The organism is Curtobacterium sp. MCSS17_016 (assembly GCF_003234255.2).
Taxonomy (GTDB): domain Bacteria; phylum Actinomycetota; class Actinomycetes; order Actinomycetales; family Microbacteriaceae; genus Curtobacterium; species Curtobacterium flaccumfaciens.
In genome coordinates, this window is sequence record NZ_CP126254.1 from 2070156 (window position 1) to 2096737 (window position 26582).

The following is a 26582-nucleotide window of genomic DNA, read 5'->3' on the forward strand; positions in this document are numbered from 1 at the left end:
GCCTCCCGTCCGTCACCGGCGTGCGTCGACCGCTCGGCGCAGCCACGCGCGGGCTCCGGCGACGTCATCGAAGACGCCGTCGTCCTGCGCCGCCGCGGACGCCACGAGGAGTTCGCGGAACACCGGCCCCGGGGTGAGTCCCGCGTCGACGAGGTCGCGGCCGGACAGCAGCCGCACGGGTCGACGCGCGACCTGGTCCCGGAGCGCGACGTCGAACCACGACCACGCCGAGGACCGGCTCGCCCCCGGACCACGCCCCTGCGAGTCGGCTTCGCACACCCGGGCCCACGACTCCATCGCGGGCAGGGAGGATCCGAGCCGTCGGAACAGCCGCCGAGCAGCGGGAACGGACGGTGGCGCGCCGTTGGACGAGTGCGGGACCATGTGCTCGCGAACGAGCGGGACGACCCGCTCGACGATGTGGCGTGGCGCGCCGAGGCGACCGAGCAGCGCTGCTGCTGCCGCAGCGCCGGACACCTCGTGGCCCAGGCTGCGGATGCGGACCGCACCTGCGTCGTCGGCGAGGACCTGCGTGCCGGAGCCGGCCTTCCCCAGGTCGTGCAGGACGGCGGCGAGCACGATGACGACCCGGTCGTCACCCCGGATCCCGTCCGCGGTGCAGGCGCGGGCGGCAGCGTCCCCCGCCGCTCCGAGGTGGACGTGCACGGGACCCTCCGGGTGCCACCGGGGGTCCTGCGGCACGTCTCGGACCGCGGCGAGCTCGGGCAGGTGTCGCTCCCAGCCGCTGTCGTGCAGCGTTCGGAGGGCAGCCGACACGTGGTCGCCGAGTGCCAGCTTGCGGATCTCGGGCCAGACCCGTCCGGTCGCGATCGACTCGAACCGTGCCGCGAGCGACCGTGCCAGACGCAGCGTCTCGTGGTGCACGGCGAAGTCGAACCGGGCGACGAGCTGCACGGCACGCAAGACCCGGAGCGGGTCCTCACTGCAGCGTTCGGAAGCGTGCCGCAGCACGCCGATGACGGCATCGTCGATCCCACCGACCGCGTCGAGGAACACGTTCGTGCGGGGGTCCCAGGCGACGGCGTTCACCGTGAAGTCCCGACCGAGGGCGGACACCGTGACCGGATCGAGCGCACCGGACTCCGCCGTCACTGCGACGTCGACGCGGGATCCGTCGAGCACCACCTTGAGGACCGGGAACCCCGCACCGGCCTCGACGACGATCGCGCCGGCCGCACGCAACGCTCCGACGACGACATCGGTCCTGGTGCCGTGCACCTCGACGTCGACGTCACCGGTGGTGGTCGGTCGGCGCCCGGCTTCCCGGAGCAGCACGTCGCGGACTGCTCCGCCGACCAGGGGGGGCTGCCCGATCCCGCCCAGGACCTCGAGCACCGTTCGGGCTCCGGCGTCGAGGCCGAAGGCGCGGAGCGGGTCGGCCGGACCGGGGCACCGGTGGACGGTGCTGTCGTGACGCTCGGCGCCGCATCGGAGGCACGATCGGACGGAGGAGGTGGTGGTGGTGGGGCGCACGTGTCGGTCGACTTCCGGGACCTCGTCGCCGTGGGCGCCGAGGGAGTCAGTATGCCGGAGAGCGGCAGGTGGGTGCGAACGCACGTGACGGACGGACGGGAGGCGCGGTGCCAGCTGGCACCGCGCCTCCCGTCCGATCCGTGGGTGCGTCTAGCTCTTCGACGCCTCGACGAAGTTGCGTCGTGGGTCGGTCTCCTTGATGAGCGAGGTCGCGTCGCGACCCGAAACGGCACCGGTGATCCAGCCGATGATGATGCGGGCCTTCCGGTTCAGGGTCGGCATCGCGTACACGTGGTACGCGCGGTGCGCGAGCCACGCGAGCAGGTTGGTCATCTTGATGCCCTTGATGTTCGCGGCACCCTTGCCGACACCGTACGACGCGACGGTGCCGATGGAGGGGTGGCGGTACTCCTCGAGCGGCTTGCCGGTGATGGTCGCGACGATGTTGTCGGCGGCGACCACGGCCTGGCGCACGGCGTTCTGCGCGTTCGGCGGGTAGAACGCCGGCTGCTTGTCGGCGGTCAGGTCGGGCACCTGCGCGACGTCACCCAGGCCCCAGACGCCCTCGACGACCTGGTGGGTGTCCTCGGCCTCGACCTGGAGCTTCGCGTTCGCGGCGAGGTGGCCCTTCGGCCCGCGCGGCAGGTCGGAGGCGTCGAGGAGCGGGTTCGGCTTGACGCCCGCGGTCCAGACGAGCAGGCCGGTGGCGAACTCGTCGCCGTCGGAGAACTTGACGACACCGCCCTCGGCGCTCGGCATGGTGGTCTTCAGGCGGACGTCGATGCCGCGGGCGCGGAGCGACTCGAGCGTCCACTTGGACAGCTCCGGGCCGACCTCGGGCGCGACGCGGTCGAGGGCGTCGATGAGCACCCAGCGGGGCTGCTCACCGGCGAGCGACGGGTAGGTCTTGATGGCGGCCTGCGACACGTCGAAGAGCTCACCGATCGCCTCGACGCCGGTGTAGCCACCGCCGACGAAGACGCTGGTCAGCAGACGGCGACGCTCGTCCTCGTCGCGGGTGGCAGCGGCCTTCGCGATGTTGTCGAGGAGCTTGGCGCGCACGTAGGCGGCCTCTTCGACGCTCTTGAAGCCGACGCCGTACTCCTCGAGCCCGGGGGTCGGGAAGGTGCGGGTGACGGAACCGAGGGCGACGACGAGGTGGTCGTAGCCGAGGGTGCGGTCGTCGCCGCCGGCGGTCGCGATCGAGACGGTCTTGTCCGCCGAGGAGATCGCGGTGACCTTGCCCTGGATCACCCGGGTCTTGCGCAGTGCACGGCGCAGCTCGACGGTGACGTCCTTCGGCGCGATGTGGCCACCGGCGACCTCGGGCAGGAACGGCAGGTACGTGTAGTAGGTGTTCTGGTCCACCAGGGTGATGCGCATGGGCACCGTGGCCGCGTGCTTCTGGAGCTGCTTGACCGTGGTGTAGCCAGCGGAGCCGCCGCCGAGGACGAGGACGTGAGGGATCGAGTCTGCCATTCCTCCGGTCTACCGGACTTTGGCTTGGCGCGTCATGAGTTCCGCGGCCTGTCGCGGAGCCGCCACCACGCGGTCTCGGCCAGTTCGGGCCCCGTGAACACCCCGTGCGGGGTGCGGCGGGACTCGGTGAGCGAGAAGCGGCGCAGTCGGTAGCCCCCGCCGAAGCGGTCGATGATCGCCTCGGGTGACGCCTCGGGGTCGCGCTTGACGTACCAGGTGCGGTCGTCGACCGGCTCGATCACGCCGCGGTCACCGTCGTCCGCCGATGCGGGAGCGCAGGATGTCGATGCGCTTCTGGATCTGCTCGATGCTCGCCTGCGCCACGGCCGGGCCACCGCTGATCCGTCGGAGTTCGGCGTGGATCGATCCGTGCGGTTCGTTCGAGTGGCGGGACCAGATCGACACGAGCCGGGCGAGCTCGGTGCGCTGCTCCTTGATCGTCATGTACATCGGTCGGTCGGGCTCGGGCGGCTTCGGCATGCCGTCCTTGGCCGTGCGGCCCTTGGAACGCTTCGCCTGCGTCGCCTGTCGCGCGCGCAGGAGGTCGCGCACCTGATCGGGTTCGAGGAGCCCGGGGATGCCGATGAAGTCGAGCTCTTCGAGGGAACCGACCTCGCCGCCGGTGCCGAACTCACCGCCGTCGTAGAGGACGCGGTCGAAGGACGCCTGCGAGTCGAGCGCCTCGAACGGCTGGACCTCGAGCAGGCTCTCGGACGCGCGGTCTTCCTTGTTGGCCTCGGCGACCATCGCGTCTTCGGGGTTGTACATGCCGTCGTCGGCGTCCTTCGGGCGGTCGAGGGCGTGGTCGCGCTCGAGCTCGAGGGTGGCGGCGAGGGCCATCAGGCCGGGGACGCTCGGCAGGAAGACGCTCGCGGTCTCACCGCGGCGACGGGCACGCACGAAGCGGCCGATCACCTGGGCGAAGAACAGCGGCGTGCTCGCGCTCGTGGCGTAGACGCCGACGCAGAGCCGTGGGACGTCGACGCCCTCGGAGACCATGCGGACGGCGACCATCCAGCGCGAGGTGTCGTCGGCGAACGCGCTGATGCGGCTCGACCCGGCGGCTTCGTCGGACAGCACCACGGTGGGACGCTCCCCCGTGATCTGCTGCAGGATCCGGGCGTAGGCGCGCGCTGTGGTGGTGTCGGTGGCGATGACCAGGCCGCCGGCGTCGGGCACACCACGACGGACCTCGGTCAGGCGCTTGTCGGCGGCGGAGAGCACGGCCGGCATCCACTCGCCCTCGGGTGACAGCGCGGTGCGCCAGGCCTGGGCCGTGATGTCCTTCGTGACCTGTTCGCCCAGGGAGGCCGACATCTCGTCGCCCATCCGGGTCTTCCAGCGCATCTGTCCGGCGTACGCCATGAACAGCACGGGGCGGACGACGCCGTCCTTCAGCGCTCGGCCGTAGCCGTAGTTGTAGTCGGAGATCGAGGTGCGGATGCCCTGCTCGTCGGGGGCGTACTGCACGAACGGGATCGGTGCGGTGTCGGACCGGAACGGGGTCCCCGACAGCGAGAGCCGGCGGGTGGCGCCGGAGAACGCCTCTCGGATGCCGTCGCCCCACGTCAGGGCGTCGCCACCGTGGTGGACCTCGTCGAGAACGACCAGGGTGCGGCCGCCCTCGGTGATGCGCTTGTGCACCTCGGGGTTCATGCCGACCTGGGCGTAGGTGATCGCGACGCCCTGGTAGTGCCGGCCGAACATGCCGTCGCCGTTCTTGAACATCGGGTCGATCCGGATGCCCACACGGTCGGCGGAGTCGGCCCACTGGCGCTTCAGGTGCTCGGTCGGGGCCACGACGACGATGCGGTCGACGGTGCCGCGGGCGAGGAGCTCGGTCGCCAGCCGCAGCGCGAAGGTGGTCTTGCCGGCGCCGGGGGTCGCGGCCGTGAGGAAGTCGCGGGGTTCCTTCTCGAAGTACTTCGTGAGCGCTTCGATCTGCCAGGCGCGGAGCTTCGAGGCCGTGCCCCAGGCGGCCCGATCCGGGAACGCCGGCGACAGGTGCTGGACGGCGGAGTTGCCGGCCGCTTCGGCCAGGGCGGCGGCATCGGCTTCGGCACGGGCTGCGTCACCGTGCGCCTGGGTTTGGTGCGCCTGGGTTTGGTGCGCCTGGGTTTGGTGCGTCGGCGACGATCCGCCTGCGCCGGACTGGTCGTCACCCGACTCCGCCCACAGCGTGGCGGGCTGCTGGTCTTCGTACTCCGCTGCGCTCACTGAACCCGATTCTACCGCCACCGTCAGTCCTGCCGAGCGTGCGGGACGCCGCCGTCAGGGGTCCGGCGGACCAGGGATGCCGGTCGCAGCACGCCGGCGCCGAAGCGTGCGGCGACCGCGTCGACCGTGGTCTCGGTCTCGCGCCACGGCGCGTCGTCGTCCCACAGGGCGTTGCTCGCGGCCGCAGGCACGAGGTTCTCGCCGCGCACCCCGATCAGCCGGATCTGGTTGCCCGGTCGGTGCAGCACGTCGTACAGCTCGACGGCTTCGCGGTGCAGGCGCTTCGCGACGTCGGTGGGCTCCGCCAGGGTGCGCGACCGGGTCAGGGTGGTGAAGTCGGTGTACCGGACCTTGAGCGCCACGGTCCGGGCCTGCACGTCGGCCTGGCGCAGGCGGACGGCGACCTTGTCGGCCAGGCGCAGGAGTTCACGGGCGACGTCGTCGCGCTCGGTCAGGTCGCGGCCGAACGTGACCTCGTGCCCGATCGACTTCTCGCCGACGCCGGTGTCGACCACGCGTGGATCGCGACCCCACGACAGGTCGTGCAGCCGCTGCCCACCGGCCGGGCCGAGTGCCGACACCAGTGACCCGAGCGGGGTGTTCGCCAGGTCGCCGACCGTGCGGATGCCCCGGCGTTCGAGCGTCTCCTGCGTCTTGCCGCCGACGCCCCAGAGCGCGGACACGGGCTGCGGGTGCAGGAACGCCACGGTGTCCGCGGCGGGAACCACGAGCAGACCGTCCGGCTTCGACCGGCTGGACGCGAGCTTCGCGACGAACTTCGTCGATGCCGCACCGACGGAGCAGTGCAGACCGGTCTCGGCGAGGACCGTGCGGCGGATCGCCTGGCCGATCTGCCACGGGGTGCCGTACAGGCGGAGGGCGCCGGCGACGTCGAGGAACGCCTCGTCGATGCCGAGGCGTTCGACCCGTGGGGTGAACCGGTCGAAGATCGCCATCACTGCGGCCGACTGCGCCCGGTACTTCTCGAAGTGCGGTTCGACGATGACGGCGTTCGGGCAGCGGCGCTTGGCGACGGCCATCGGCATCGCGGAGTTGACCCCGTAGCGACGGGCTTCGTAGGTGGCGGCGGTGACGACGGAGCGGTCGGAGTCGTGCCCGACGATGACCGGCAGCCCCACCAGGTCGGGGCGGTCGAGCAGTTCGACGGAAGCGAAGAAGGCGTCCATGTCGACGTGCAGCACGGTCGCCGAGACGTCGTCCACCGGTGCGTCGGAGACGAGGCGGTTCCGTCCGTCCTGCTTGCTCACACCGAGATGATGCCAGGCACCGCCGACATCGCCGTGCCCGGGCGTGCTCACGGCCGCTCGGTGCGAGGTTCGTCCCGTCGTGCGGGGTTGTTCGCCCGCCGTCGCACCGTGCGCCCTTCGCGACTCGGTGCCGGGTTGGTTGCACGGTGCGGCGCCACAGGGCAGCACCGAGCGACCAAGCTCGCACCGGCCGACGGACTCCGCACCGTGCGCCGCCCCGCCATCGCCGCCGTCACGCCCATCGCACCGTGCGCCCTTCGCGACTCGGTGCCGAGATGGTTGCACGGTGCGGCGCCACAGGGCAGCACCGAGCGACCAAGCTCGAACCGGCCGACGGACCCGGCACCGTGCGCGGCCACACCAACCTCGCACCTCGCACCAGGCAGCCCCGCGCGCAGCGCTCAGCCGAGCGGGCCGAGCACCGACGCCGCGATCGTCCGCGCCGCGGAGTCCCGCGACGACGGGTGGTACTGCCCCGCCCGGACGTCACGCGCCAGCCGCGCCAGCTCGCTCGACGACCGGAACGCCGAGCCGCCGACGACGCGCATGGCCTCGTCCACGACGTGCTGGGCCGTGTCCACGGCCCGGGCCTTGGTGCCGACGAGCAGCGGGAACCAGCGGGCTCCGAGGTCGTCGAGCTCGTCGACCGACCGCGCCAGCGAGTCGACCTGCAGCGTGATCGCGTCGACCGAACCGCGCAGGTCGGCGATCGCCCGGCGCACGTCGGGGTCCTGCGACCGCCGGGTGCCGTCGGCCGCGGTCCGCCCCGCCACGGCGGCCGCCGCGAGCGTGATCGCCCGCTCCGCGATCCCGGCGTACACCGAGGCGATGAGGAGCTCGAACGACGCGAAGATCCCGAACACGAGTGGGTCCTGGTTCGGTCCGACCGGCAGCGACCGGACGATGCGGTCGTCGGGGACGTGCACGCCGTGCAGCTTCGTCGTGCGGCTCTGCGTCGCGCGCATCCCGAGCGTGTCCCAGTCGTCCAGGTGCTCGACGTCGCCGTCCGACCGCAGGACGAACCCGTGCACGAGCCGTGGCTCCGGCCCCGAGGTGTCCTTGCCGAAGACGCTCATGACGTCCCACGCCGGCGCGAGGGACGTGAAGACCTTCGTCCCGGTGAACCGGTAGCCGCCGTCGCCGTCCGGCTCCGCCGTCGTCGACGAGTCGAACAGCACGGCGTCGTTGCCGGGTTCGCTCACCCCGAAGGCGAGCAGGTGGTCGTCCGCAGCGTGGTCGGTGACGGCCTGGAGGAACGACTCGCCTCGCGTACGGACGGCGCGGGCCGCCTGCACCCACACCTGGTGCATGCCGAGACCGAGTGCCGTCGCCGGTGCGGCCTGGGCGATGGTGCGCTGCACCCGCGCGGTGGCGCGGAGGCCGAGGCCCGCCCCGCCCTGCTCGACGGGGACGCCGATCCGCAGGTAGCCGGCGGCGCGGAGCTCGTCGAGGTCCTCGGTGCAGAACGCGTTCGCAGCGTCGTAGCCGGGGGCTCGCTCGGCGATGCGGTCGAGCAGCTCGTCCGGCACCGACCAGCCGACGGCGTCCGTGTTGGCCTTCGTCATGCCACGAGACTAGGGTCCGGGACGTGTCAGATCGTCATCCTTGGACCAGGTACGTCGCGATCGGTGACTCGTTCACCGAGGGCATCGGGGACCCCGACCCCACCGTCCCGGGCGGCAACCGCGGCTGGGCGGACCGCGTCGCCGAGGTGCTCGCACACCAGACCGACGACTTCGCCTACGCGAACCTCGCGATCCGCGGGCGGTTGCTGCAGCAGATCATCGACGAGCAGGCCGAGGCCGCCGTCGCCCTGCACCCGGACCTCATCACGGTGTCCGCCGGCGGCAACGACATCATCCGCCCCGGCTCGGACCCGGACGAGCTCGCCGAGCGCGTGGACCGGCTCGTCGCCGACCTGCGCCGCGACGGAGCCACCGTCGTCCTGTTCACCGGCCCGGACGTCGGGATGACCCCGGTGCTCGGCATGGTCCGTGGCAAGACGGCGATCTACAACGAGAACCTGCACGCCATCGCCCTGAAGCACGGCGCCCTGGTGGCGAACATGTGGGCACTCCGGGTGCTCCGGGACCCGCGCATGTGGGCTCCGGACCGGCTGCACCACTCCCCGATGGGCCACTCGACGATCGCCGCGGCGGTGCTCGACACCCTCGGCGTGCCGCACGGGCTCGAACCGTTCAACCCGGACCCGCTCGAGGCACGCCCGTGGCGCGAGGCCCGCGCCGAGGACCTCGGGTGGGCCCGGGAGTACCTGGTGCCGTGGGTGGTCCGGCGCATCAAGCACACCTCGTCCGGCGACGGGGTGTCGGCGAAGCGGCCCGAGCTGCAGATCGTCACCGAGCACCCCTCCGACACCCCGTAGCCAGACGCCCGTCCGAGTCCGCACGCCTCCCCGACCGCGCCCCGCCACGGTCATCGCGCCCCGACTCCCCAGGGCGCGATGACGACACGGGGGCGCGAACCGCGTCGTGCGCGCCGCGAACGGGGTCGTGCGCGCGGTGTGGTCGGCGCAGGTCAGTCCGCCGGACGACGGAGCGTCATCGGACCGTCGTGCAGCGGCTCGGTCTTCCACTTCGCCCCGACCGTGCCCCCGTCGAGGTCGACGCGCAGGTGCAGCAGGTGCGGGGTCTCCAGGAAGCGGACCGCGACGAGCACGCTGCCCTCCGGCTCGGTGGCCGCACTCGCCGCGAGGGCGCCCTCGACGGCCCACCGTCCTTCGCCGAGCAGCACGGACTCCGACCGGCCGTCGTCGGTGATCGTCAGGCGGATCCCGTCCGCACCACGGGCGAACGTGACGGCATCGAGGATCCCGCGGGGACGCGACCGGAGCTCGACGTCGGCGAGGTGCTCCGGAAGGCGACCACCCTGGACCGGAGGCAGTCCCAGGGAGGCGAGCCGGGCCTCCAGGGCGGATGCCGATGCCGCGTCGGACGCGCGGTCGACGGCGGGCAGCAGGTGTTCCCAGACCGCGTCGAGGACGGCCTGCATGTCGAGGCTCTGACCGGTCATCGCGAGGACGACGTCCTGCTCCGGCAGGACGACGCAGAACTGGCCGTAGGCGCCGTCGCCGCGGAAGCCGTGGCGGGCCATCCAGAACTGGAAGCCGTAACCCTGGGACCAGTCGGGGTTGGCCTCGTCCGGGTTGGCGACCTGCGTGCTGGTCGCCTGCTCGACCCAGTCGGCGTCGAGGATCCGCTCGCCGTCCCAGACGCCGCCCTGCAGGTACAGCTGGCCGAGCTTGGCGACCGCGTCGGTCGGCGCGTAGCACCCGCTGTAGCCGAGCTCCGCGCCGGTGTCGTCGCGGCGCCAGGCGAGGTCGTCGATGCCGAGCGGGTCGAGCAGGTGCGGGCGGAGCCACGCGACGAGGGACCCGCCGGTCACCCGCCGGACGATCTCGGCGAGGGTGTACGTGCACGGCTGGTTGTAGGCGAAGACCGTGCCGGGTTCCTCGTCCGGCGGGAGCAGCAGGAACCCGCGCACCGTGTTCGTCGGGTCGAGGGCCTGGGCGCGGTCGATCGTCTCCTCGCGGTGGCCGCTCGCCATCGCGAGCAGGTGCCGGACGCGGATGCGGCGGCTGCGTTCGTCGGTGACGTCGGCGTCGAGCTCCGGGAAGTACGACAGCACGGTCGCGTCGAGGTCGATCAGGCCCGCCCGGACGGCGATGCCGACCCCGGCGGCGGTGAAGCTCTTGCTCAGCGAGTAGAGCAGGTGCACGCGGTCCGCGGCGTAGGGCTGCCACCAGCCCTCGGCTGCGACCTGGCCGTGCCGCAGCAGCATGATGCTGTGCGGCTCCACGCCGGGCTTGGACTCGAGGGCGTCGAGCAGGGCGGTCACACCACCGGGATCGATGCCGAGGGCGGCGGGGGTGGTCCGGGGGAACGTCGTCATCGTCGTCACCCGACCGACTCTACGGTCGGCGGCCGACGGGCGTCACGCCCCCTGGAACGGGTTCGTCCAGCGCCACCAGACGCCGGGGTCGTCGATCGTGCGTTCGAGCACGAGCGGCACCGTGACCGGGTCGTGGTCGGAGATGCGGAACCGCACCTGCCCGACCCGCTCACCCTTCGTGCCGAAGGTCACCTGCTCGAGCTTCGCCTTCGCGGTGACGGTCGTCTTGCCCCACACGAGCACCTCGGCGGCCTTCGTCGTGACCGCGTCGGCCTCGTCCTGCCACGGGGTCGAGAAGGTGCCGAAGGTCTGCCCCTGGTGCGTGAGCGTCACCACCTGGAAGTTGTCCGCCACGGACCGCAGCAACCGCTGCACGTCGACGTCGAGGGAGTCGTGGTCGACACCGCCGAGCATCACGCCGACGACGGTGACGTCCCTACCGCCGCGCTCGTACGTCGCCGCGAACAGCAGACAGGCGCCGGCTTCGTCGAGGGTCCCGGTCTTGATCCCCTCGATGCCGTCGAGCCCGAGGAGCTTGTTCGAGTTCTCGATCTCCCCGACCGTCGGGATCGTGACGTCCTGGGTACCGACGATGTCCTTCACGACCGGGTTCGCCAGCGCGAGCTGCCCGAGCTCGACCAGGTCCGTGGCGGTCGAGGTGTTGTCCGGGTCGAGGCCGGTGGGCTCGTGGATCGTGGTGTCGTCCAGGCCGTGTTCGTCGAGCCAGTCGTTCGCCGCGTGCTCGTAGGCGGCGATCGACCCGAAGGCCCAGATGGCGAGTGCGCCGGCGTAGTTGTTCGCCGACTTCATGAGCATCACCTGGAACGTCTGGTGCTCGGTGAGCTTCAGGCCGGCGGGCATCGGGGCGACCTCGCCGTTCTGCGCCGCGTACTTGGCGTACAGGCCCTCCATCTGCTTCGTGAAGCGGATGGACGGACCGGACTCCCCCGCGGCCATCGGCTTCTCGTCGAGCACCACGAGCGCCGTGACGACCTTCGTGATGCTCGCGATCGACCGGGGCTTCGTGTCGCCGCTGGTGCGCAGGCTCTCCGGGAAGTCCGTCGCTTCGACCGCCGTCGCGCCGTACCCCGGGAAGCTCAGCGCCGGGACGGTCGTCTTCGGTGCCGAGTACGTGGTGGTGCTGGCGCTCGCCGGGCCGAACGGTACGACGGCCGCGGCGACGAGGTACCCGGCCACCAGGAGCAGGACGGCGACCACCGAGATCGTGACCGGCCTCCGGACGGCGGAGCGGGGGCGGCGGACGACTCGTGACACGGGACCCGAGCGTACCGGTCCGCTCCTAGGCCGAGGCTGCGACGGGCTGGTCGGGCTGGCGTTCCGGAGCAGGAGCCGGAGTCGCTGCGCCGCCGGCGTCGGTCGCGACGACGGGGTCCGCCGAACCTGCCGAGTCGGCCGAGCCCGTCGTCTCGGGCCGCGCGAAGGTCAGGCGACGGGACAGGTACGCGAACACCGGCCCGAGCGCGTTCATCACCACGACCGACGCCCAGGCGGCCCAGGCGTTCCCCGGGTCGAAGCCGAAGCCGCCGAAGCACGTCGCGAAGAACGAGGCGAACCCGAGGAACATCCCGGGGACGAGCCCGAACAGCTTCGTGCGACCGGTGTACATCAGGGCGCAGTTCACGACGAGGATGAGCAGCGCCAGCACGGTGTTCTGCGCCGCCTGCCCCTCGCCGAACAGCGTGCCGAACCGCTGGTCGAGCAGGACGATGACCAGGCCGAACGCCGACCCGATCGGCATCGCGGCCCACAGGCGCGTGGCGTTCCGCAGCGTCGGCTTGCTGCCGAGCAGGAACATCCCCGCCCAGCTGATGAAGATCGCCCAGGTCGGCAGGTGCAGGGCGTTGCCCCCGATGAACGCCGTGGCACCGGCCAGGACGGAGGCGACGATCTCGTGCGGGATCCGTTCAGGCATGGCTGAGTTCCTTCGATCGGTTCGTGGTGCGGGTGGTGGTGAGGCGGGTGGTCCGGGTGGTCTCGGCGACGACCCGGCCGCGCTTGACGACCAGGGCGCGGTCCGGCCGGTCGAGCAGGACGCCGTCCGGGTCGGTGGTGGAGAGCACCACGAGGTCGGCGGCGGCGCCGGGCCGGATGCCGTGGGTGTCCGCGACGCCGACGACCTCGGCCGCCCCCGTGGTGGCCATCGCGAGCACCCGTCGCAGGTCGTCCGGGCCGGACAGGTGCCCGGTCTGCGCCAGGAGCAGCCCGACGTCGAGCAGGTCGGCGTTGCCGAACGGGGTGAAGGCGTTCCGGACGTTGTTCGACGCGTACGCGCTCGTGATCCCGGCGTCCCAGAGTTCGCGGACCGGCACGACCCCGCGCCGCACGTCGTGGTCGTCGGACCGTCCCCCGAGGTGCAGGTCGGTCGCGGGCAGCGGCACGACGGCGACCCCGGCGGCCGCCAGGCGATCGAACAGCACCCGGCGCTCGCCGCGGGGCAGGCTCGCGACCGAGGTCACGTGCCCGAGCGCCACCCGCCCCTGCAGCCCGCGGGCGGTCACGCGGTCGGCGATGTGCCCGGCGAGGGCGTACCGCGGGTCGGAGGTGTCGTCGGCGAAGTCGGCGTGCAGGTCGGCCGGCACCCCGAACTCCTCGGCGAGGTCGAGGACGGTCTCGACGTGCTCGTGGCACGCGGCCAGGGTGTGCTCGTTGTACGTGCAGCCACCGATGACGTCCGCCCCCGCGGCGAGCGCCTGACGGAGCAGCGCGAGGGTGCCCGGTGCCTTGGCGATGCCCTCCTGGGGGAACGCGACGATCTGCAGGTCGAGGGCGTCCCGGTACTCGTCGCGCAGGTCGAGCAGCACCTCGACGCCGGTGAGCCCGACGATCGGGTCGACGTCGGGGTGTGCGCGGACGAGCGTCGTGCCGTTCGTGATGGCCTGGTCGAGCAGGGTGCGGGCGCGGTCGCGGACGGTGGCGTGGGTGAAGCCGCGCTTGAGCTCCCCCGTGACGGCGATGGCGCCGGCGAGGGTGCCGTCGGGGTTCGGACGTTCCCGGTCGAGCAGGGCCTTGTCGACGTGCAGGTGCGCCTCGATGAGCCCGGGGATGAGCACACGCCCGGCGCAGTCGACCACGCTGGTGGGAGCAGCAACGGTGCCGGTGCCGATGCCCTGCGCCGAGCCGGGACCGGGCAGCGCGTCGGCCACGCTGACGATCACGCCGTCGGCGATGGTGACATCGACGGATCGGCCGTCGGTCAGCCGTGCGTTGGTGAGGACCAGGTCCACGTCGAACCCCTCTTCCGGTCGGTGCGGGTGGGACGTGCTCCACCATTCGCCCGCCGTGTTTCGGGTTCCGACGCCGCGTGTGACGGCCGTGTAAAAGATGGTCGTACCAATGAACCAAGCAGACCAACCGGCCCTACGGTCGAGGGCATGCACCGTGGACGGACCCTGAGCGCGGCGACCGCCGCCCACCTCGGCACGCTCGTGCTCGACGACCTGCAGCCCGGCGACAAGCTGCCGCCGGAACGCACCCTCGCCGAGGACCTCGCCGTGTCCCGCACGACCATCCGCGAGGCGCTGCAGGAACTCGAGCGCCGTCGCCTGGTCTCCCGGACCCCTGGTCGTGGCACCGTCGTGCTGCCGCGACCGGAGGAAGCGTCGGCCCTGCTCGACCACCACCGCGACGACCTGGACCACCGGGCCGAGCACGTCGCCGAGTTCCGGACCGTGGTGGAGCCGCAGGTCGCCGGACTCGCGGCGGCGCGGGCGGGCGAGGCCGACCTGCTCACCCTGGAACGCATCCTCGCCGCCACCCACGCGGGGCTCAGCCCGGAGGAGTCGCTCGCCCAGGACGTCGCCTTCCACGTGCAGGTCGCCCGGACCTCGGGGAACCCCCTGCTCGTGTCCCTGTGCGAGCTCAGCAGCGGCTGGGTGCAGGACGTCCGCGCCCGCTCGCACAGCACCAGCGAGGGGCGCCGGTCGTCGTTCGAGTGGCACGAGCGGATCTTCGAGCGGATCCGGGAGCACGACGTCGCGGGCGCGACGTGGGCGATGGCCGACCACCTCGCCGACGTGGCCCACCTGGTCGAACGGAGGACGGACCGATGACCACCGCACACGAGACCACCGCCCCGGCGGTCCCGACCCTGCAGCCCGGCACCGGACCCGCCCGCGGTGACCACGCCCTGCCCGTCGACCCGGAGACCGTCCTCTGGGGCCGGCTGCCGAGCGACGGTGACACCCCGGCCCTGACGATCGGCCCCGGGGAGTCGGTCACGATCGACACCGTCAGCCACGAGGGGATCCTGCCCGACCAGGGCAGCGACCCCGTCGCCTGGTTCGGCGACCACGGCGTCGCTCCGGAGCACGTCCTCGCCGACGCCGTCGCGATCGCCCGCTCCGGTCACCGCGACCCCGCGGCGGACGGACCGCACGTGGTGTCCGGGCCGATCGCGGTGCGCGGTGCCCGTCCCGGTGACGTGCTGACGATGACGGTCCTCGAGACCCTGCCCCGCGTGCACTACGGCGTCGTGTCGAACCGGCACGGACGCGGTGCCCTGCACGGTGAGTTCCCGGTCGACGGCACGACGGTGAGCGTCTTCGCCGACGTCGTCGACACCGACCGGGGCCGGCGGGGGCGCATCCCGCTCACCGCCGCCCGCGACCGCTTCGCGCACTTCCCCCTCGCCCCGTTCCTCGGGATCATGGGCGTCGCCACCCCCGGGGAGCGGCTGCACTCCGTCCCGCCCGGTCGGCACGGCGGCAACATCGACGTCAACCTGCTGCAGGCCGGGTCGCAGCTGCACCTGCCGGTGCTCGTCCCCGGCGCGCTCGCCCACGTCGGTGACCCGCACTTCGCCCAGGGCGACGGCGAGGTGGCACTCACCGCGATGGAGGCCTCGCTCCGCGCGACGATCCGCTTCGACCTGACCCCGGCAGCCGAGGCCGCGGCGCGCTTCGGGGACCTGGTCTGGCCCGTCGCCGAGACGCAGGAGTTCCTCGTGCCCACCGGCATGGACCCCGACCTCGACGAGGCCGTCCGGCAGTGCGTCCGGCACGCCGTCGCGATCCTCGGCGCGCGCTGGGGCATGGAACGCCACCTGGCGTACGCGTACCTGTCGGCCGCGACCGACTTCAACATCTCGCAGGTGGTGGACCTGGTCACCGGGGTCCACGCCCGCATCCGCAAGGCCGACTTCGAGGAGCCCGCCCGATGACCACGTCCCCGGCGTCGCCCGCGCCCAACGCCGCGCCCGAAGGCCTGCTCGAGGCCCTCGGCGACTACGAGACCGCCCTGCTGGCGAACGACCTCGACGCCCTCGACGCCGCCTTCGTCGACTCCCCCGGCACGATGCGCGGCGACGACCGCGGCCTGCTCGTCGGGCACGACGCGATCAGCGCGTTCCGCGGGGCACGGGGTGGGGTCGCGACCCGGTCGCTGACGCACGTCGAGGTCCGCCCCCTGACCGAGGACCGCGCCCTCGTCGTGTCGGTGTCCCGGTTCGCCGCGGGCGGGCAGGGCCTCCAGACCCAGCTCTGGCGCCGCGACGGCGACACCGGCTGGCGCATCGAAGCGGCCCACGTCACCGGCCGCCCCAAGGCCGTCGACACCACCGTCTGGCGGGCCGTCGGCGACCCGCTCGTCGCCCCCACCGCCTCCGGACCGCTCGACGGCCTGACCGTCGCCGTCAAGGACCTCTACGCCGTCCCCGGCCAGCCGGTCGGCGCCGGCAACCCGACGTACCTGCGCGAGGCACCCGTCGAGACCGCGCCCGCCGCAGCGGTCGCCGCGCTCCTCGCCGCCGGCGCCTCGATCCGCGGCATCGCACGCACCGACGAGTTCGCCTACAACCTGACGGGCCGGAACGCGCACCACGGCACGCCGCCGAACAGCGCGGCTCCCACCCGACTGCCTGGAGGCTCGTCCAGCGGATCCGCATCGGCCGTCGGCCTCGGGACGGCCGAGATCGGGATCGGCACGGACACCGCGGGATCGGTGCGGGTCCCCGCCTCGTACCAGGGACTCTGGGGCCTCCGGACGACCCACGGCACGGTGTCCCGCGACGGGCTGCTCCCGCTCGCGCCGTCGTTCGACACCGTCGGGTGGCTCACGCGGAGCCCCGGCGTGCTGCTCGCCGCCCTCGACGCCACCGTCCCGCCGCCCGCGACGGCAGGGGCACCCGACGCGACCGTGATCGTCGTCCCCGAGGAACTCGTCGCACTCGTCGAACCGGCCGTCGCCCGGTCCTTCACCGCCTTCGTCGAGGCACTCGACGAACCCGTCGCGACCGTCCGGCTGCGGGACCTCGGCATCCCGGACCCCGCAGCACTGCAGGAGCAGATGCGGCTCGTCCAGGCCGCCGAGGCGCTCGCCGCCCACGGCCCCTGGATCGACGCGCACTCCGGCGCACTGAGCCCCGTCGTCGGTGACCGGTTCCGGGCGGCACGCGCGAACGACCCCGACGCGACCGCCGACGCCGTCGCACGCCTCGACGAGGTCCGTGCGACGATCAGCCGTGCCCTCGCCGGTCGGACCCTGCTGTTCCCGACCGTGCCCGGACCCGCTCCGCTGCTCGACGCGGACACCGCTGCGCTCGAGCGCACCCGGACCGCCACGACGGCGATGACCGCGCTCGCGAGCGTCGGCGGCCTGCCCGCGGTGAGCGCACCGGCGCTGACCGTGGACGGCGCGCCCGTCGGCGTCTGCCTGGTCGGTGAGCCGGCCACCGACCGTGCCCTGGTGATCCGTGCCGGGCGCATGCTGCCGGACCAGGCCGCCCCGGGCCTCCCGACGGTCTCGGTGGTGCGCTAGGAGGCGAGCCGCCGGGCGTGGGTGACCGCCCACAGACCGACGGCGCTCGCCGCGGCCACGTTGAGCGAGTCGACGCCGTGCGCCATCGGGATCCGGACGGTCGTGTCGGCCGACGCGATCGCGGCCGGCGTCAGTCCCTGCCCCTCGGTGCCCATCACGAGCGCGACCTTCTCGGGCAGGTCCGCCACGAAGGCGTCGAGGTCGATCGACTCGTCGGTCAGCGCCATCGCGGCCAGGTGGAAGCCCTGCGCGCGGAGTTCCTCGCCCGCCGCGGGCCAGTCGCCGATGCGGGTCCACGGCACCTGCAGGACCGTGCCCATGCTCACCCGGACGCTCCGGCGGTACAGCGGGTCGGCACACCGCGGGCTGACGAGCACCGCGTCGGCGCCGAGGCCGGCGACGCTGCGGAACACCGCGCCGACGTTCGTGTGGTCGACGATGTCCTCGAGCACGACGACGACCTTCGCGTCCCGCACCACGTCGGCGACACTCGGCAGCTCGGGACGCTGCATCGCGGCGATCGCACCGCGGTGCATCCGGAAGCCGGTGAGCTCCTCGAGCAGGGCGTCGGCGCCGACGAAGACTGGCCCGTCGTGCTCCGCGACCAGGGGCAGGACGCTGTCGAGCCACTTCTCCTGCACCAGGATGCTCCGCGGCACGTGCCCGGCGCGGACCGCGCGCTCGATGACCGTGTTCGACTCGGCGATGTACAGGCCGCCCTCGGGCTCCGAGACCCGGCGGAGTGCCACGTCGGTCAGACGGGCGAAGTCGTCGAGGCGGGGATCGTCGAGGGAGTCGATGCGGACGGGGTGCACGGGGCTCGTTTCGGTGTGGTGCGGAGGCGGCGCGGGGGTTCGGCGGGCCGGGGCCGGTGCGGGTCCGGCGGGCCGGGCCGGCGCGGGTCCGGGCTGCCGACGGGCTGCTCCGGGCTGCCGCCGGACGGGTCCGCCGAGGATGCGCTCCGCCTGGGAAGCGACCGGGACGGTCGGGTGTTGAGGGTACCGTGAACAGGGTGCTGGATGATGCTGCGTCGACGACCGGACCGACCACCGGGGCGGCCGCCGGGTCGGTGACCGCGGACGACCTGGACCGCGTCGTCGAGGTGCTCGGCGGCAAGCGGATCGCCGTGCTCTCCGGTGCCGGCCTGAGCACCGACTCCGGCATCCCCGACTACCGCGGTGCCGGGCGGGTGGTGCGCAAGCCGATGACGTTCCAGGAGTTCCTGGCCGACCCCGCGAAGCGCCAGCGCTACTGGGCCGGATCGCACCTGGGCTGGCGGAGCTTCGCGGCCGCCGTGCCGAACGACGGACACCGGGCGCTCGCCGCACTCGAGGACGCCGGGATCGTCGCCGGGGTCATCACGCAGAACGTCGACGGCCTGCACCTGCGCGCCGGCTCCCGCCGCGTCGTCGAGATCCACGGCTCGATGGACCGCGCCGTGTGCCTGCGCTGCGGGCAGGTGTTCTCCCGCTCCGACCTCGCCGCCACCATCGACCGCGAGAACCCCTGGATCGACGAGCCCGGGTCCGTGCAGCTGCAGCCGGATGGCGACGTCGAGATCACCGACGTCGAACGGTTCGTCGTGCCCGCGTGCACCGTGTGCGGCGGCGACCTGAAGCCCGACGTCGTCTTCTTCGGCGAGTTCGTGCCGGCCGAGAAGTTCCGCGAGGCCGTGTCGATCGTCGCCGACGCCGACGCGCTGCTCGTCGTCGGTTCGTCCCTCACCGTGAACTCGGGCGTGCGGCTGGTCGACCACGCTGCGCGCCGCAAGAACCCGGTGGTCATCGTGAACCGCGGCGAGACCCGCAGTGACCGGCGGGCGGCCGTGAAGCTCGACGCCGGTACCACCGAGACGCTCGTGCACCTGGCGGAGCGGCTCAGCGCGGCGGCGTCGACCGACTAGCGCGGTCGCGGTCGCCGGACGAGCCTGCGCGGTCGCGGTCCTCGGACGGGGCCGCGCGAGCGCTGCCGCCGGACGGGCTTGCCGGGTACGTCTGCGAAGATCGACGGGTGACGACCCTCCTGTACCTCGTCCGGCACGGCGAGACCGACTGGAACGCGCAACGCCGCATCCAGGGCTCGACCGACATCCCGCTCAACGACACCGGACGACGGCAGGCCGCCGAGGCCGCCGAGCTCCTGAACCGCCGACCGTTCGACGCGGTCGTCGCCTCCCCGCTGTCCCGTGCGGCCGAGACGGGCGCGATCATCGCCGACCGCCTGGGCCTCGACGCACCGACGACGTACCCGGGCCTGGCCGAGCGCTCCTACGGCGAAGCCGAGGGGCTGACCGACGACGAGGTGTCGGCACGGTACCCGCACGACGACATCCCCGGTCGGGAGTCCCGCTCCGCGCTGCTCGCCCGCGTCACCGAGACCCTCGGTGAGATCGCGGTCCGGTTCGATGCCGGCGTCGTCGTGGTCGCGACCCACGGCGCGGTGATCCGCAGTGTCGTGAACGCCGCAGCCCCCGGCACGGCCGACCGCCGCAACACCCCGATCCGCAACGGGTCCATCCACTCGTTCCGGTGGGACCCCGAGCGCTTCCACGCCGAACTCGTCCGGTTCGACGACCCGATCGACGACGTGTCCGACACCACCGGAGGGTCCGCGTTCGAGTACCAGAACCCCTTGGAGCGCCGGGGCTGACCGGGGACTAGGCTCCGACGCACCCGCACACCGGGGTGAGGGGAGCCACATGTCCGACGACGGAACCAGCCGACACGGCCAGCATGCCCTCGACCAGCAGGCCGACGACCTCGACCGGGTGTTCGGTCCCGAGACGGCGAGCGTCCCCACCCGCACCCGGGCCCGCACGTGGTTCATCATCGGCGGCAGTACCCTCGCGGTGGTCGCGGTCATCGCCGTGGTGCTCGGGTCGATCATCGGGAGCGTCCAGAACGGCATCGGCGGGGTCTTCCCACGGCCGGACGTGGCACTCGACCGGTTCGACACGCGCGTGCGTGCGCTGCCCGGCGTCACCGACGTGCGGCACCATGCCCCGTCGAAGACGGCGTTCGCGAGCTACGACGCCATCGCCTCGGTCCGGGCGGACCCGGCGCTCGACCCCGCTGCCCGGCGTGACCTGGTCGCCGCCATCAGCCGCGCAGCCGACGAGTCCGGTGGCAACGGTGTCCGCGTCGTCGTGGTCGCCGACCTCGGCAACCTGGAGATCGGCGTCACCGGTGCCGGCGAGGTCGCGGCGAAGCGCCTGGCACTGGCGAACACGCTCGACCACATCGGCGGTGTGACGGAGGTCCGTTGCTCGTGGGAGCGCGGCGGGGACCCGTCCGACGCCGCACGCGACCAGTCGATCGTCGTGCGGACCCCGGGTCGGGGCGCCGCGGTGCCGCCGATCGTGTCGCGGGTCACCGAGGAGACGCAGAAGGTGTTCCCCGGGGCGGACGTGCAGGTCATCGCGCCGGAGTGATCGCGCCGTGGCCGCGGCGGTCAGCCCCGCCGGTCCCCCACGGCCCGCTCGACGGCCCGGACGACCTGCTCCGCCGAGTCCTGCCACCGGAACCGACCGGCACGCTGAATCGACTGCCGCGAGGCCTCGTCCCACCGTTCCTCGACCCGCCGGACGGCCGCGGCAAGGGCGGACGGCGACGCCGGGTCGAAGTACTCCGCCGCGGAGCCGCCGATCTCCCGGAAGATCGGGATGTCGCTGACGACGACCGGGGTCCCGACGCCCATCGCCTCGACGAGCGGGATGCCGAACCCCTCGTCGTACGACGCGGTCGCCAGCGCGGTGGCCGAACGGAGCACGGACAGGTACTCCTCGTCCGTGGCGCCGTCGTGGAACACGATCGTCCCCGTGGGAGCCAGCGCCTCGAGCCGTGCACGGTCGGCGTCGGACACCCGCGACATGCAGTGCAGCGTCCAGTCCGCCCCCAGGAGCGGCAGCGCCGCCGCCAGGGTCTCGACGTTCTTGTACGGCATGAACGAGCCCATGTAGACGAGCGAGCGTCCACGTGGCGCTCCGGCCACCCGCGGTGTCGCCGGGTCGGCCGCGTTGTAGGCGACCGTCACCGGTCGCTTCGTCAGCCGGTGCTCGGCGATCAGCCCGGCGGTCGTCTCGGACACCGTCACCACCCCGTCGGCGCCGTTCAGCAGGAACCGCTGCGGCGCCCAGGACAGGTGGAACGCCCGCCAGCCGAGCCGCAGCGGCCACGAGAACTCCCGCGGGGGCGTGCGGTTGCGGTAGTAGATCAGGTCGTGCAGCGTCAGGACGAGCGCGTACCGGCGCCCCCGTGACCCCATCGTCTGCATGGGCGAGAACACCGCGTCGAGCCCGAGCCGGTTGACGCGCCGGGCGACGAGCGGCTCCCCCGCGTCCGTCGGCGCGGGCAGCAGCTCCCACGGCAGGTCCCTCGGCAGCGACTCGAGCTGGCGCTCGTCGCTGACGAGCAGCACGTAGTCGTGCCGGTCCGGCAGGTGCGCGACGACCCCGGCGGTGAACCGGCTGATGCCGTCGTGCCGACCGATCCGCACGTACCGGCAGTCGATGCCGATGCGCAGGCGCGTCACGACGCGTCCGCCGTCCGGGAGGCCCGCCCCGCCCCCGACGGTCGGCTGTCCGTCGCGGCCGCGCCGCGTCCAGTGCGTCCATGGCGTCCCGCACGCCCGGTCGTGTCCGCCATCCGGCGGAGCACGGCCGCCGCGGCCGGAGCCGGCGTCTCGTAGTGCACCAGGTGGCCGACCCCCGGGATCACGACGAGCTCGGCGTCACGCAGCCGCTCGGCGAGTGCGCGCTGTTCGGGGACGGCGGTGATGTCGTCGTGCTCGGCCGCCACGAGCAGCACGGGCACCGTGATCCGGTCGGCGTACTCGGAGACGTCGTGGGTGACCGAGGTGCGGAACGCCTCGAGCACGCTCGTACGGTTCGCGAAGGCCGAGAAGTACCGGTCGTGCTGGTCGTGCACCCATCGGCGGACGGCGGGGTCGTGCGACTTCAGCATCGCGATGCTCATCGCCCGGACGATCGCGCCGTTCCGCAGGATCCCGAGCCCGATCGGCTTCGGCAGGACCGCGCCGGCGCGGTAGTACCCGATCGCGATCGCGGTCCCGACGGCACGCGGGCCCTGCAGTGCTGGGGCGGCGATGGGGTTCACGAGCACGAGCAGTCGGGTGTCGAGCCCGGCGGCGACGGTGGCCGACACCACGATCGACCCGAACGAGTGCCCGAGCACCACGGTGTCGCGGCCGAGCCCGAGCGCGGCGTGGAACCCGGTCAGCCAGGCCACGTACGCGTCGATGTCCGACACCGGCAGCGGATCGGACACGCCGAAACCGGGCAGGTCGGGCACGATCACACGGACACCTTCGAGGTGCGCGGCGATGGTCTCGAGCCCGTGGTGGTCCCCGCGGAACCCGTGCACGGCGAGCACGGTGCGATCCGCATCCTCGGGCCCGTAGACCCAGTAGTGCGTGGTCCGGCCGTCGACCTGGACGGCCCGGTGCACGACCGGGGTGGCGGCCATCAACGACTGGTACGGGGAGAGCACGGGCGGTTGCATCCGCGCCAGTCTAGGGAGCGAACCGCACGAAACCCCGGACACCCGCAGCATCTCGCGCCTATCGTGTCCGGGGCGGGCCGTCGACCGGTCCGTCGATGACGACGAGGAGCACGGTGACCTTCACAGCCCCGATCCAGCTGCCCGGCCTGACGCTCGACCCGCAGTGGTACAAGCGCTCGGTCTTCTACGAGTGCATGATCCGGTCGTTCGTCGACTCCAACGGAGACGGCATCGGCGACATCCAGGGCGTGATCGGCAAGCTCGACTACCTGCAGTGGCTCGGCGTCGACGCCCTGTGGCTGCCGCCGTTCTTCCAGTCGCCGATGCGCGACGGCGGGTACGACATCGCCGACTACCGGGCGATCCTGCCGGAGTTCGGCACGCTCGACGACTTCCGCGAGCTCGTCACGAAGTCGCACGAGCGGAACATGCGCATCGTGATCGACATGGTGATCAACCACACCAGCGACCAGCACGAGTGGTTCCAGCAGTCCCGCGAGGACCCGGACGGCCCCTACGGCGACTTCTACGTCTGGCGGGACACGGACGAGGACTACTCCAACATCCGCATCATCTTCGTCGACACCGAGGAGTCCAACTGGACCTTCGACCCGGTCCGACGCCAGTTCTTCTTCCACCGCTTCTTCTCGCACCAGCCGGACCTGAACTTCGAGAACCCCGCGGTCATCGAGGCGATCTACGACGTCGTCCGGCACTGGCTCGACATGGGCGTCGACGGGCTCCGGCTCGACGCGATCCCGTACCTGTTCGAGTCGGAGGAGGGCAACGGCGAGGGCGAGCCGGAGACCCACGAGTTCATCAAGAAGCTCCGCGCGATGGTCGACGACGAGTACCCCGGCCGTGTGCTCCTGGCCGAGGCCAACCAGTGGCCGCGCGAGACGGCGGCGTTCTTCGGCACCGACGAGGAGCCCGAGTGCCACATGGCGTTCGACTTCCCGGTGATGCCGCGCATCTTCTACTCGCTCCGGGCACAGCACGCCGCCGAGCTCAAGGCGATCTTGTCCGAGACGCTCGACGTGCCGGCCAGCGCGGCGTGGGGCGTCTTCCTCCGCAACCACGACGAGCTCACGCTCGAGATGGTGAGCGAGGAGTACCGGCAGGCGATGTACGGCTGGTACGGCTACGACCCGCGGATGCGCTCGAACATCGGTATCCGCCGACGCCTCGCTCCCCTGCTCGACAACTCCCGCGCCGAGCTCGAGCTCATCCACGCGCTGCTGTTCTCGCTGCCCGGTTCGCCGTTCCTGTACTACGGCGACGAGATCGGGATGGGCGACAACATCTGGCTGCCGGACCGCGACTCGTCGCGCACGCCGATGCAGTGGACGCCGGACCGCAACGCCGGCTTCTCCACCGCCGACCCGGGCAAGCTCTACCTGCCCGTCGTGCAGTCGCTCGTGTACAACTACGCGCAGGTGAACGTCGAGGCGCAGCTCGCCCAGTCGCGCTCGCTGCTGCACTGGGTCCGGAACGTCATCCACACGCGCAAGGCCCACCCGGTGTTCGGCCTCGGGTCCCTGCACGTGCAGGAGACCTCGAACGACTCGGTGCTCGCCTTCGTCCGCTCGTGGGAGGGCTCCGGCCAGCAGTTCGGCCCCTCCGCCGAGGACGTCCTGTGCGTGTTCTCGTTCGCGACGAACCCGACCTCGGTCACGATCTCCGCTCCGGAGTTCGCGGGGCGCCCGCTCTACGACCTGTTCGGCGGCAGCTCGTTCCCGTCGTTCGACGAGGACGGCACCGTCACGCTCACCATGGGCACGCAGTCGTTCTACTGGCTGCACGTCGGCGCGCCGACCCGGTAGTCGGGGGTGTCGGTGCGTCCCGTTAGCCTGACCGCGTGACGTTCCCCACAGCACAGCTCGACGCGCCCGCTCCGTCCCAGGACCTCACGGGTCGGCCCTGGTGGCACGCGCTGGGCGTCTTCGACCTCGAGACCACCGGGGTCGACGTCGAGACGGCCCGCATCGTCACCGCCCACGTCGGGCTCATCGACATGACCGGGGCCTCCATCGTCGAGGGTGCCTGGATCGCGGACCCCGGCGTCCCGATCCCGGAGGGCGCCGCCGCCGTGCACGGCTACACCACCGAGCGTGCCCAGGCCGAGGGACGCCCTGCGGCCGAGGTCGTCGCCGAGATCATCGCCGCGATCGAGGCCGTGTTCGCCCGGGGCATCCCCCTGGTGATCTACAACGCCCCGTACGACCTCACCGTCCTCGACCGCGAAGCGAAGCGGCACGGGTTCGCCTCCCCCGTCATCGGCAACGTCGTCGACCCGCTGGTGATCGACAAGGCGCTCGACACCTTCCGCAAGGGCAAGCGCACGCTCGAGGCCGCATCCGAGCTCTACGGCGTCACGCTCGACGACGCCCACGACGCCGGAGCCGACGCGATCGCTGCCGGGCGTGTCGCCCAGGCCATCGCGGGCAAGTACCCGGACGAGCTCGGCATCTCCGCCGAGGAACTCCACCGCAAGCAGGTCGGCTGGTGCGCCGAGCAGGCCACCTCGTTCCAGGACTACATGCGCAAGAAGCGCGACCCGACGTTCACCGCCGACGGCCGCTGGCCCCACCGCAACGGCGCTTGACCTCGCCCTGCCCCTCGCAAAGCACCGGTGTCCGCGCGCCGAACACCCGCAGACCGCCGTGTGACGCGTGAACACCGGTGTCTTGTGTCCGAGTACAGCGCCGGCCGGAAACGCCGCACAACGCGAACGGGCGGCCCTCCCGGAGGAGGACCGCCCGTGGGCGTTGCGTGGGGGCTGCTTACTTGCTGAAGCCCTTGAAGCGCTGGTTGAACTTCTCGACGCGACCGGCCGAGTCGAGGATGCGCTGCTTGCCCGTGTAGAACGGGTGCGAAGCGGACGAGATCTCGACGTCGATGACCGGGTAGGTCGCACCGTCGAGCTCGATGGTCTTGTCGCTGTTCGCGGTCGAACGCGTCAGGAACGTCTCACCGGAGGCCAGGTCGCGGAAGACGATGGCGCGGTACTCGGGGTGGGTGTCGGTCTTCATGGAGATTCCTCGATAGCGGTGATGGGATTGCGCGAACTGCGCGGGAAGTCGTCGGCTTGCGCCAGCCGTCCACGATACCAGAGAGACGGCGGGATCGCAGCGCTACGCGGCGCGTGCCGTGTAGCGACCGGCGTCCTTGGTGACCGAGAGGTCGATGCCGAACGCCTCGGTCAGGGTCTGGTCCGTCAGGACCTCGTCGATGGGGCCTGCGGCCTGCACGTGGCCGTCGGCGAGGACGAGCGCGTGGGTGAACCCGGCCGGGATCTCCTCGACGTGGTGGGTCACGATGACGATGGCCGGCGAGTCCGCGCTCTGGGCGTAGCCGCCGAGAGTGCGGACGAGGCTCTCACGGGCACCGAGGTCGAGCGACGCGGCCGGTTCGTCGAGGAACAGGATCTCCGGGTCGGTCATCACGGCACGGGCGATCTGCACGCGCTTCTGCTCGCCGTCGCTCAGGTCGCCGAACGTGCGGTCGGTGAAGGACCCCAGGCCCCACTCCTCGAGCACGCGCTGCGCACGGCGGACGTCGAGCTCCTCGTACTCCTCGTTCCAGCGGCCCGTCACCGAGTACGCCGCGGTGAGCACGACGTCGATGACCTTCTCGGTCACCGGGATGCGACGGGCCAGCGCGGTGGACGCGAAGCCGATGCGCGGGCGGAGCTCGAACAGGTCGGCACCGCCGAGTTCGGTCCCGAGCACCTCGACGTCACCCGAGGTCGGGAACGTCTGGGCGCCGGCGACCTGCAGCAGCGTCGTCTTGCCGGCGCCGTTCGCGCCGAGCACGACCCAGCGTTCGTCGTCCTGCACCTCCCACGAGATCGCGTCGAGGATGGTGGCCCCGTTGCGGACCACGGAGACGTCTGACAAGCGCACGACCGAGGGCATGCGAC

Annotated in this window: 24 protein-coding genes; 9 read left to right on the forward strand and 15 right to left on the reverse strand. The window is 72.3% G+C overall.

What is annotated here, in order from left to right:
• Positions 1-12: 12 nt before the first annotated feature.
• The 6 genes from DEJ19_RS09860 to DEJ19_RS09885 all read right to left on the reverse strand — a co-directional run bounded on the left by DEJ19_RS09860 (position 13) and on the right by DEJ19_RS09885 (position 8023).
• Positions 13-1494: an HD domain-containing protein gene (locus tag DEJ19_RS09860; RefSeq protein WP_146250636.1), complete on the reverse strand. Its 1482-nt coding sequence runs from the start codon at positions 1492-1494 to the stop codon at positions 13-15.
• Between the two features lie 150 nt (positions 1495-1644).
• Positions 1645-2973 carry an NAD(P)/FAD-dependent oxidoreductase gene (locus DEJ19_RS09865; protein WP_027465651.1) on the reverse strand — a complete coding sequence of 443 codons (1329 nt, stop codon included), beginning with the start codon at positions 2971-2973 and terminating at the stop codon, positions 1645-1647.
• A 32-nt stretch (positions 2974-3005) separates the two neighbouring features.
• The gene (locus DEJ19_RS09870) at positions 3006-3215 is read right to left on the reverse strand and encodes a hypothetical protein (protein ID WP_017887301.1); all 210 of its coding nucleotides are present in this window, start codon (positions 3213-3215) and stop codon (positions 3006-3008) included.
• 7 nt (positions 3216-3222) lie between these two features.
• Complete coding sequence (locus DEJ19_RS09875; RefSeq protein ID WP_071403990.1) at positions 3223-5013, reverse strand: DEAD/DEAH box helicase; 1791 nt, start codon at positions 5011-5013, stop codon at positions 3223-3225.
• 200 nt (positions 5014-5213) lie between these two features.
• Positions 5214-6458 (reverse strand): DNA polymerase IV, encoded by a 1245-nt coding sequence (dinB, locus tag DEJ19_RS09880; protein ID WP_111096011.1) that lies wholly within the window; start codon positions 6456-6458, stop codon positions 5214-5216.
• 401 nt (positions 6459-6859) lie between these two features.
• Positions 6860-8023 (reverse strand): acyl-CoA dehydrogenase family protein, encoded by a 1164-nt coding sequence (locus DEJ19_RS09885; RefSeq protein ID WP_111232953.1) that lies wholly within the window; start codon positions 8021-8023, stop codon positions 6860-6862.
• A 23-nt stretch (positions 8024-8046) separates the two neighbouring features.
• Between DEJ19_RS09885 and DEJ19_RS09890 the strand changes: the two genes are divergently transcribed.
• Positions 8047-8841: an SGNH/GDSL hydrolase family protein gene (locus tag DEJ19_RS09890; RefSeq protein WP_071244716.1), complete on the forward strand. Its 795-nt coding sequence runs from the start codon at positions 8047-8049 to the stop codon at positions 8839-8841.
• Positions 8842-8993: 152 nt separating this feature from the next.
• Here DEJ19_RS09890 and DEJ19_RS09895 read toward each other — a convergent pair whose 3' ends face one another.
• The 4 genes from DEJ19_RS09895 to DEJ19_RS09910 are packed head-to-tail and all read right to left on the reverse strand — an operon-like array spanning position 8994 to position 13612.
• A complete protein-coding gene (locus tag DEJ19_RS09895) occupies positions 8994-10367 on the reverse strand; it encodes a serine hydrolase domain-containing protein (protein WP_181441504.1) in 1374 nt (457 codons plus the stop codon).
• 42 nt (positions 10368-10409) lie between these two features.
• Entirely contained in the window at positions 10410-11642 is a 1233-nt protein-coding gene (locus tag DEJ19_RS09900) for a D-alanyl-D-alanine carboxypeptidase family protein (protein ID WP_146248641.1), read from the reverse strand.
• 25 nt (positions 11643-11667) lie between these two features.
• Positions 11668-12300, reverse strand: coding sequence for a DUF1097 domain-containing protein (locus DEJ19_RS09905; RefSeq protein WP_111232955.1), 633 nt, complete (start codon positions 12298-12300; stop codon positions 11668-11670).
• On the reverse strand, positions 12293-13612 hold the full coding sequence (locus DEJ19_RS09910) for an amidohydrolase family protein (protein ID WP_111232956.1): 1320 nt from the start codon (positions 13610-13612) through the stop codon (positions 12293-12295). The genes DEJ19_RS09905 and DEJ19_RS09910 overlap by 8 nt, the downstream gene beginning before the upstream one ends.
• 147 nt (positions 13613-13759) lie before the next feature.
• On the opposite strand from DEJ19_RS09910, the gene DEJ19_RS09915 reads away from it, so the two are divergent.
• From DEJ19_RS09915 to DEJ19_RS09925, 3 genes are read left to right on the forward strand one after another with little or no spacing between them, the layout of a single operon-like run.
• The gene (locus DEJ19_RS09915) at positions 13760-14437 is read left to right on the forward strand and encodes a FadR/GntR family transcriptional regulator (RefSeq protein WP_111232957.1); all 678 of its coding nucleotides are present in this window, start codon (positions 13760-13762) and stop codon (positions 14435-14437) included.
• Positions 14434-15546, forward strand: a complete 1113-nt coding sequence (locus DEJ19_RS09920; RefSeq protein WP_111232958.1) for an acetamidase/formamidase family protein — start codon at positions 14434-14436, stop codon at positions 15544-15546. The genes DEJ19_RS09915 and DEJ19_RS09920 overlap by 4 nt, the downstream gene beginning before the upstream one ends.
• Positions 15543-17141, forward strand: coding sequence for an AtzH-like domain-containing protein (locus tag DEJ19_RS09925; RefSeq protein ID WP_111232959.1), 1599 nt, complete (start codon positions 15543-15545; stop codon positions 17139-17141). The genes DEJ19_RS09920 and DEJ19_RS09925 overlap by 4 nt, the downstream gene beginning before the upstream one ends.
• Here DEJ19_RS09925 and DEJ19_RS09930 read toward each other — a convergent pair.
• Positions 17138-17956 (reverse strand): TrmH family RNA methyltransferase, encoded by an 819-nt coding sequence (locus DEJ19_RS09930; RefSeq protein ID WP_110864530.1) that lies wholly within the window; start codon positions 17954-17956, stop codon positions 17138-17140. The genes DEJ19_RS09925 and DEJ19_RS09930 overlap by 4 nt on opposite strands.
• 254 nt (positions 17957-18210) lie before the next feature.
• On the opposite strand from DEJ19_RS09930, the gene DEJ19_RS09935 reads away from it, so the two are divergent.
• The 3 genes from DEJ19_RS09935 (at position 18211) to DEJ19_RS09945 (ending at position 20571) form a co-directional block, all read left to right on the forward strand.
• Complete coding sequence (locus DEJ19_RS09935) at positions 18211-19044, forward strand: Sir2 family NAD-dependent protein deacetylase (protein ID WP_071403987.1); 834 nt, start codon at positions 18211-18213, stop codon at positions 19042-19044.
• A 107-nt stretch (positions 19045-19151) separates the two neighbouring features.
• A complete protein-coding gene (locus DEJ19_RS09940; RefSeq protein WP_111094284.1) occupies positions 19152-19790 on the forward strand; it encodes a histidine phosphatase family protein in 639 nt (212 codons plus the stop codon).
• A gap of 49 nt (positions 19791-19839) precedes the next feature.
• On the forward strand, positions 19840-20571 hold the full coding sequence (locus DEJ19_RS09945) for a hypothetical protein (protein WP_111232960.1): 732 nt from the start codon (positions 19840-19842) through the stop codon (positions 20569-20571).
• A gap of 20 nt (positions 20572-20591) precedes the next feature.
• Here the strand turns inward: DEJ19_RS09945 and DEJ19_RS09950 are convergent, their stop codons facing one another.
• Together DEJ19_RS09950 and DEJ19_RS09955 are read right to left on the reverse strand one after the other, a co-directional pair.
• The gene (locus DEJ19_RS09950) at positions 20592-21662 is read right to left on the reverse strand and encodes a glycosyltransferase family 4 protein (RefSeq protein WP_111109916.1); all 1071 of its coding nucleotides are present in this window, start codon (positions 21660-21662) and stop codon (positions 20592-20594) included.
• Between the two features lie 5 nt (positions 21663-21667).
• Positions 21668-22660, reverse strand: a complete 993-nt coding sequence (locus DEJ19_RS09955) for an alpha/beta fold hydrolase (RefSeq protein WP_258377375.1) — start codon at positions 22658-22660, stop codon at positions 21668-21670.
• A gap of 113 nt (positions 22661-22773) precedes the next feature.
• Here DEJ19_RS09955 and treS point away from each other — a divergent pair, with 113 nt between their 5' ends.
• Together treS and DEJ19_RS09965 are read left to right on the forward strand one after the other, a co-directional pair.
• Positions 22774-24483: a maltose alpha-D-glucosyltransferase gene (gene treS, locus DEJ19_RS09960; RefSeq protein WP_071403984.1), complete on the forward strand. Its 1710-nt coding sequence runs from the start codon at positions 22774-22776 to the stop codon at positions 24481-24483.
• Positions 24484-24518: 35 nt separating this feature from the next.
• Positions 24519-25265, forward strand: coding sequence for a 3'-5' exonuclease (locus DEJ19_RS09965; protein WP_111223637.1), 747 nt, complete (start codon positions 24519-24521; stop codon positions 25263-25265).
• 178 nt (positions 25266-25443) lie between these two features.
• On the opposite strand, the gene DEJ19_RS09970 is transcribed toward DEJ19_RS09965, so the two are convergent.
• The gene (locus DEJ19_RS09970) at positions 25444-25692 is read right to left on the reverse strand and encodes a type B 50S ribosomal protein L31 (protein ID WP_017887280.1); all 249 of its coding nucleotides are present in this window, start codon (positions 25690-25692) and stop codon (positions 25444-25446) included.
• Between the two features lie 102 nt (positions 25693-25794).
• Entirely contained in the window at positions 25795-26577 is a 783-nt protein-coding gene (locus tag DEJ19_RS09975; RefSeq protein ID WP_017887279.1) for an ABC transporter ATP-binding protein, read from the reverse strand.
• Positions 26578-26582 lie beyond the last annotated feature (5 nt).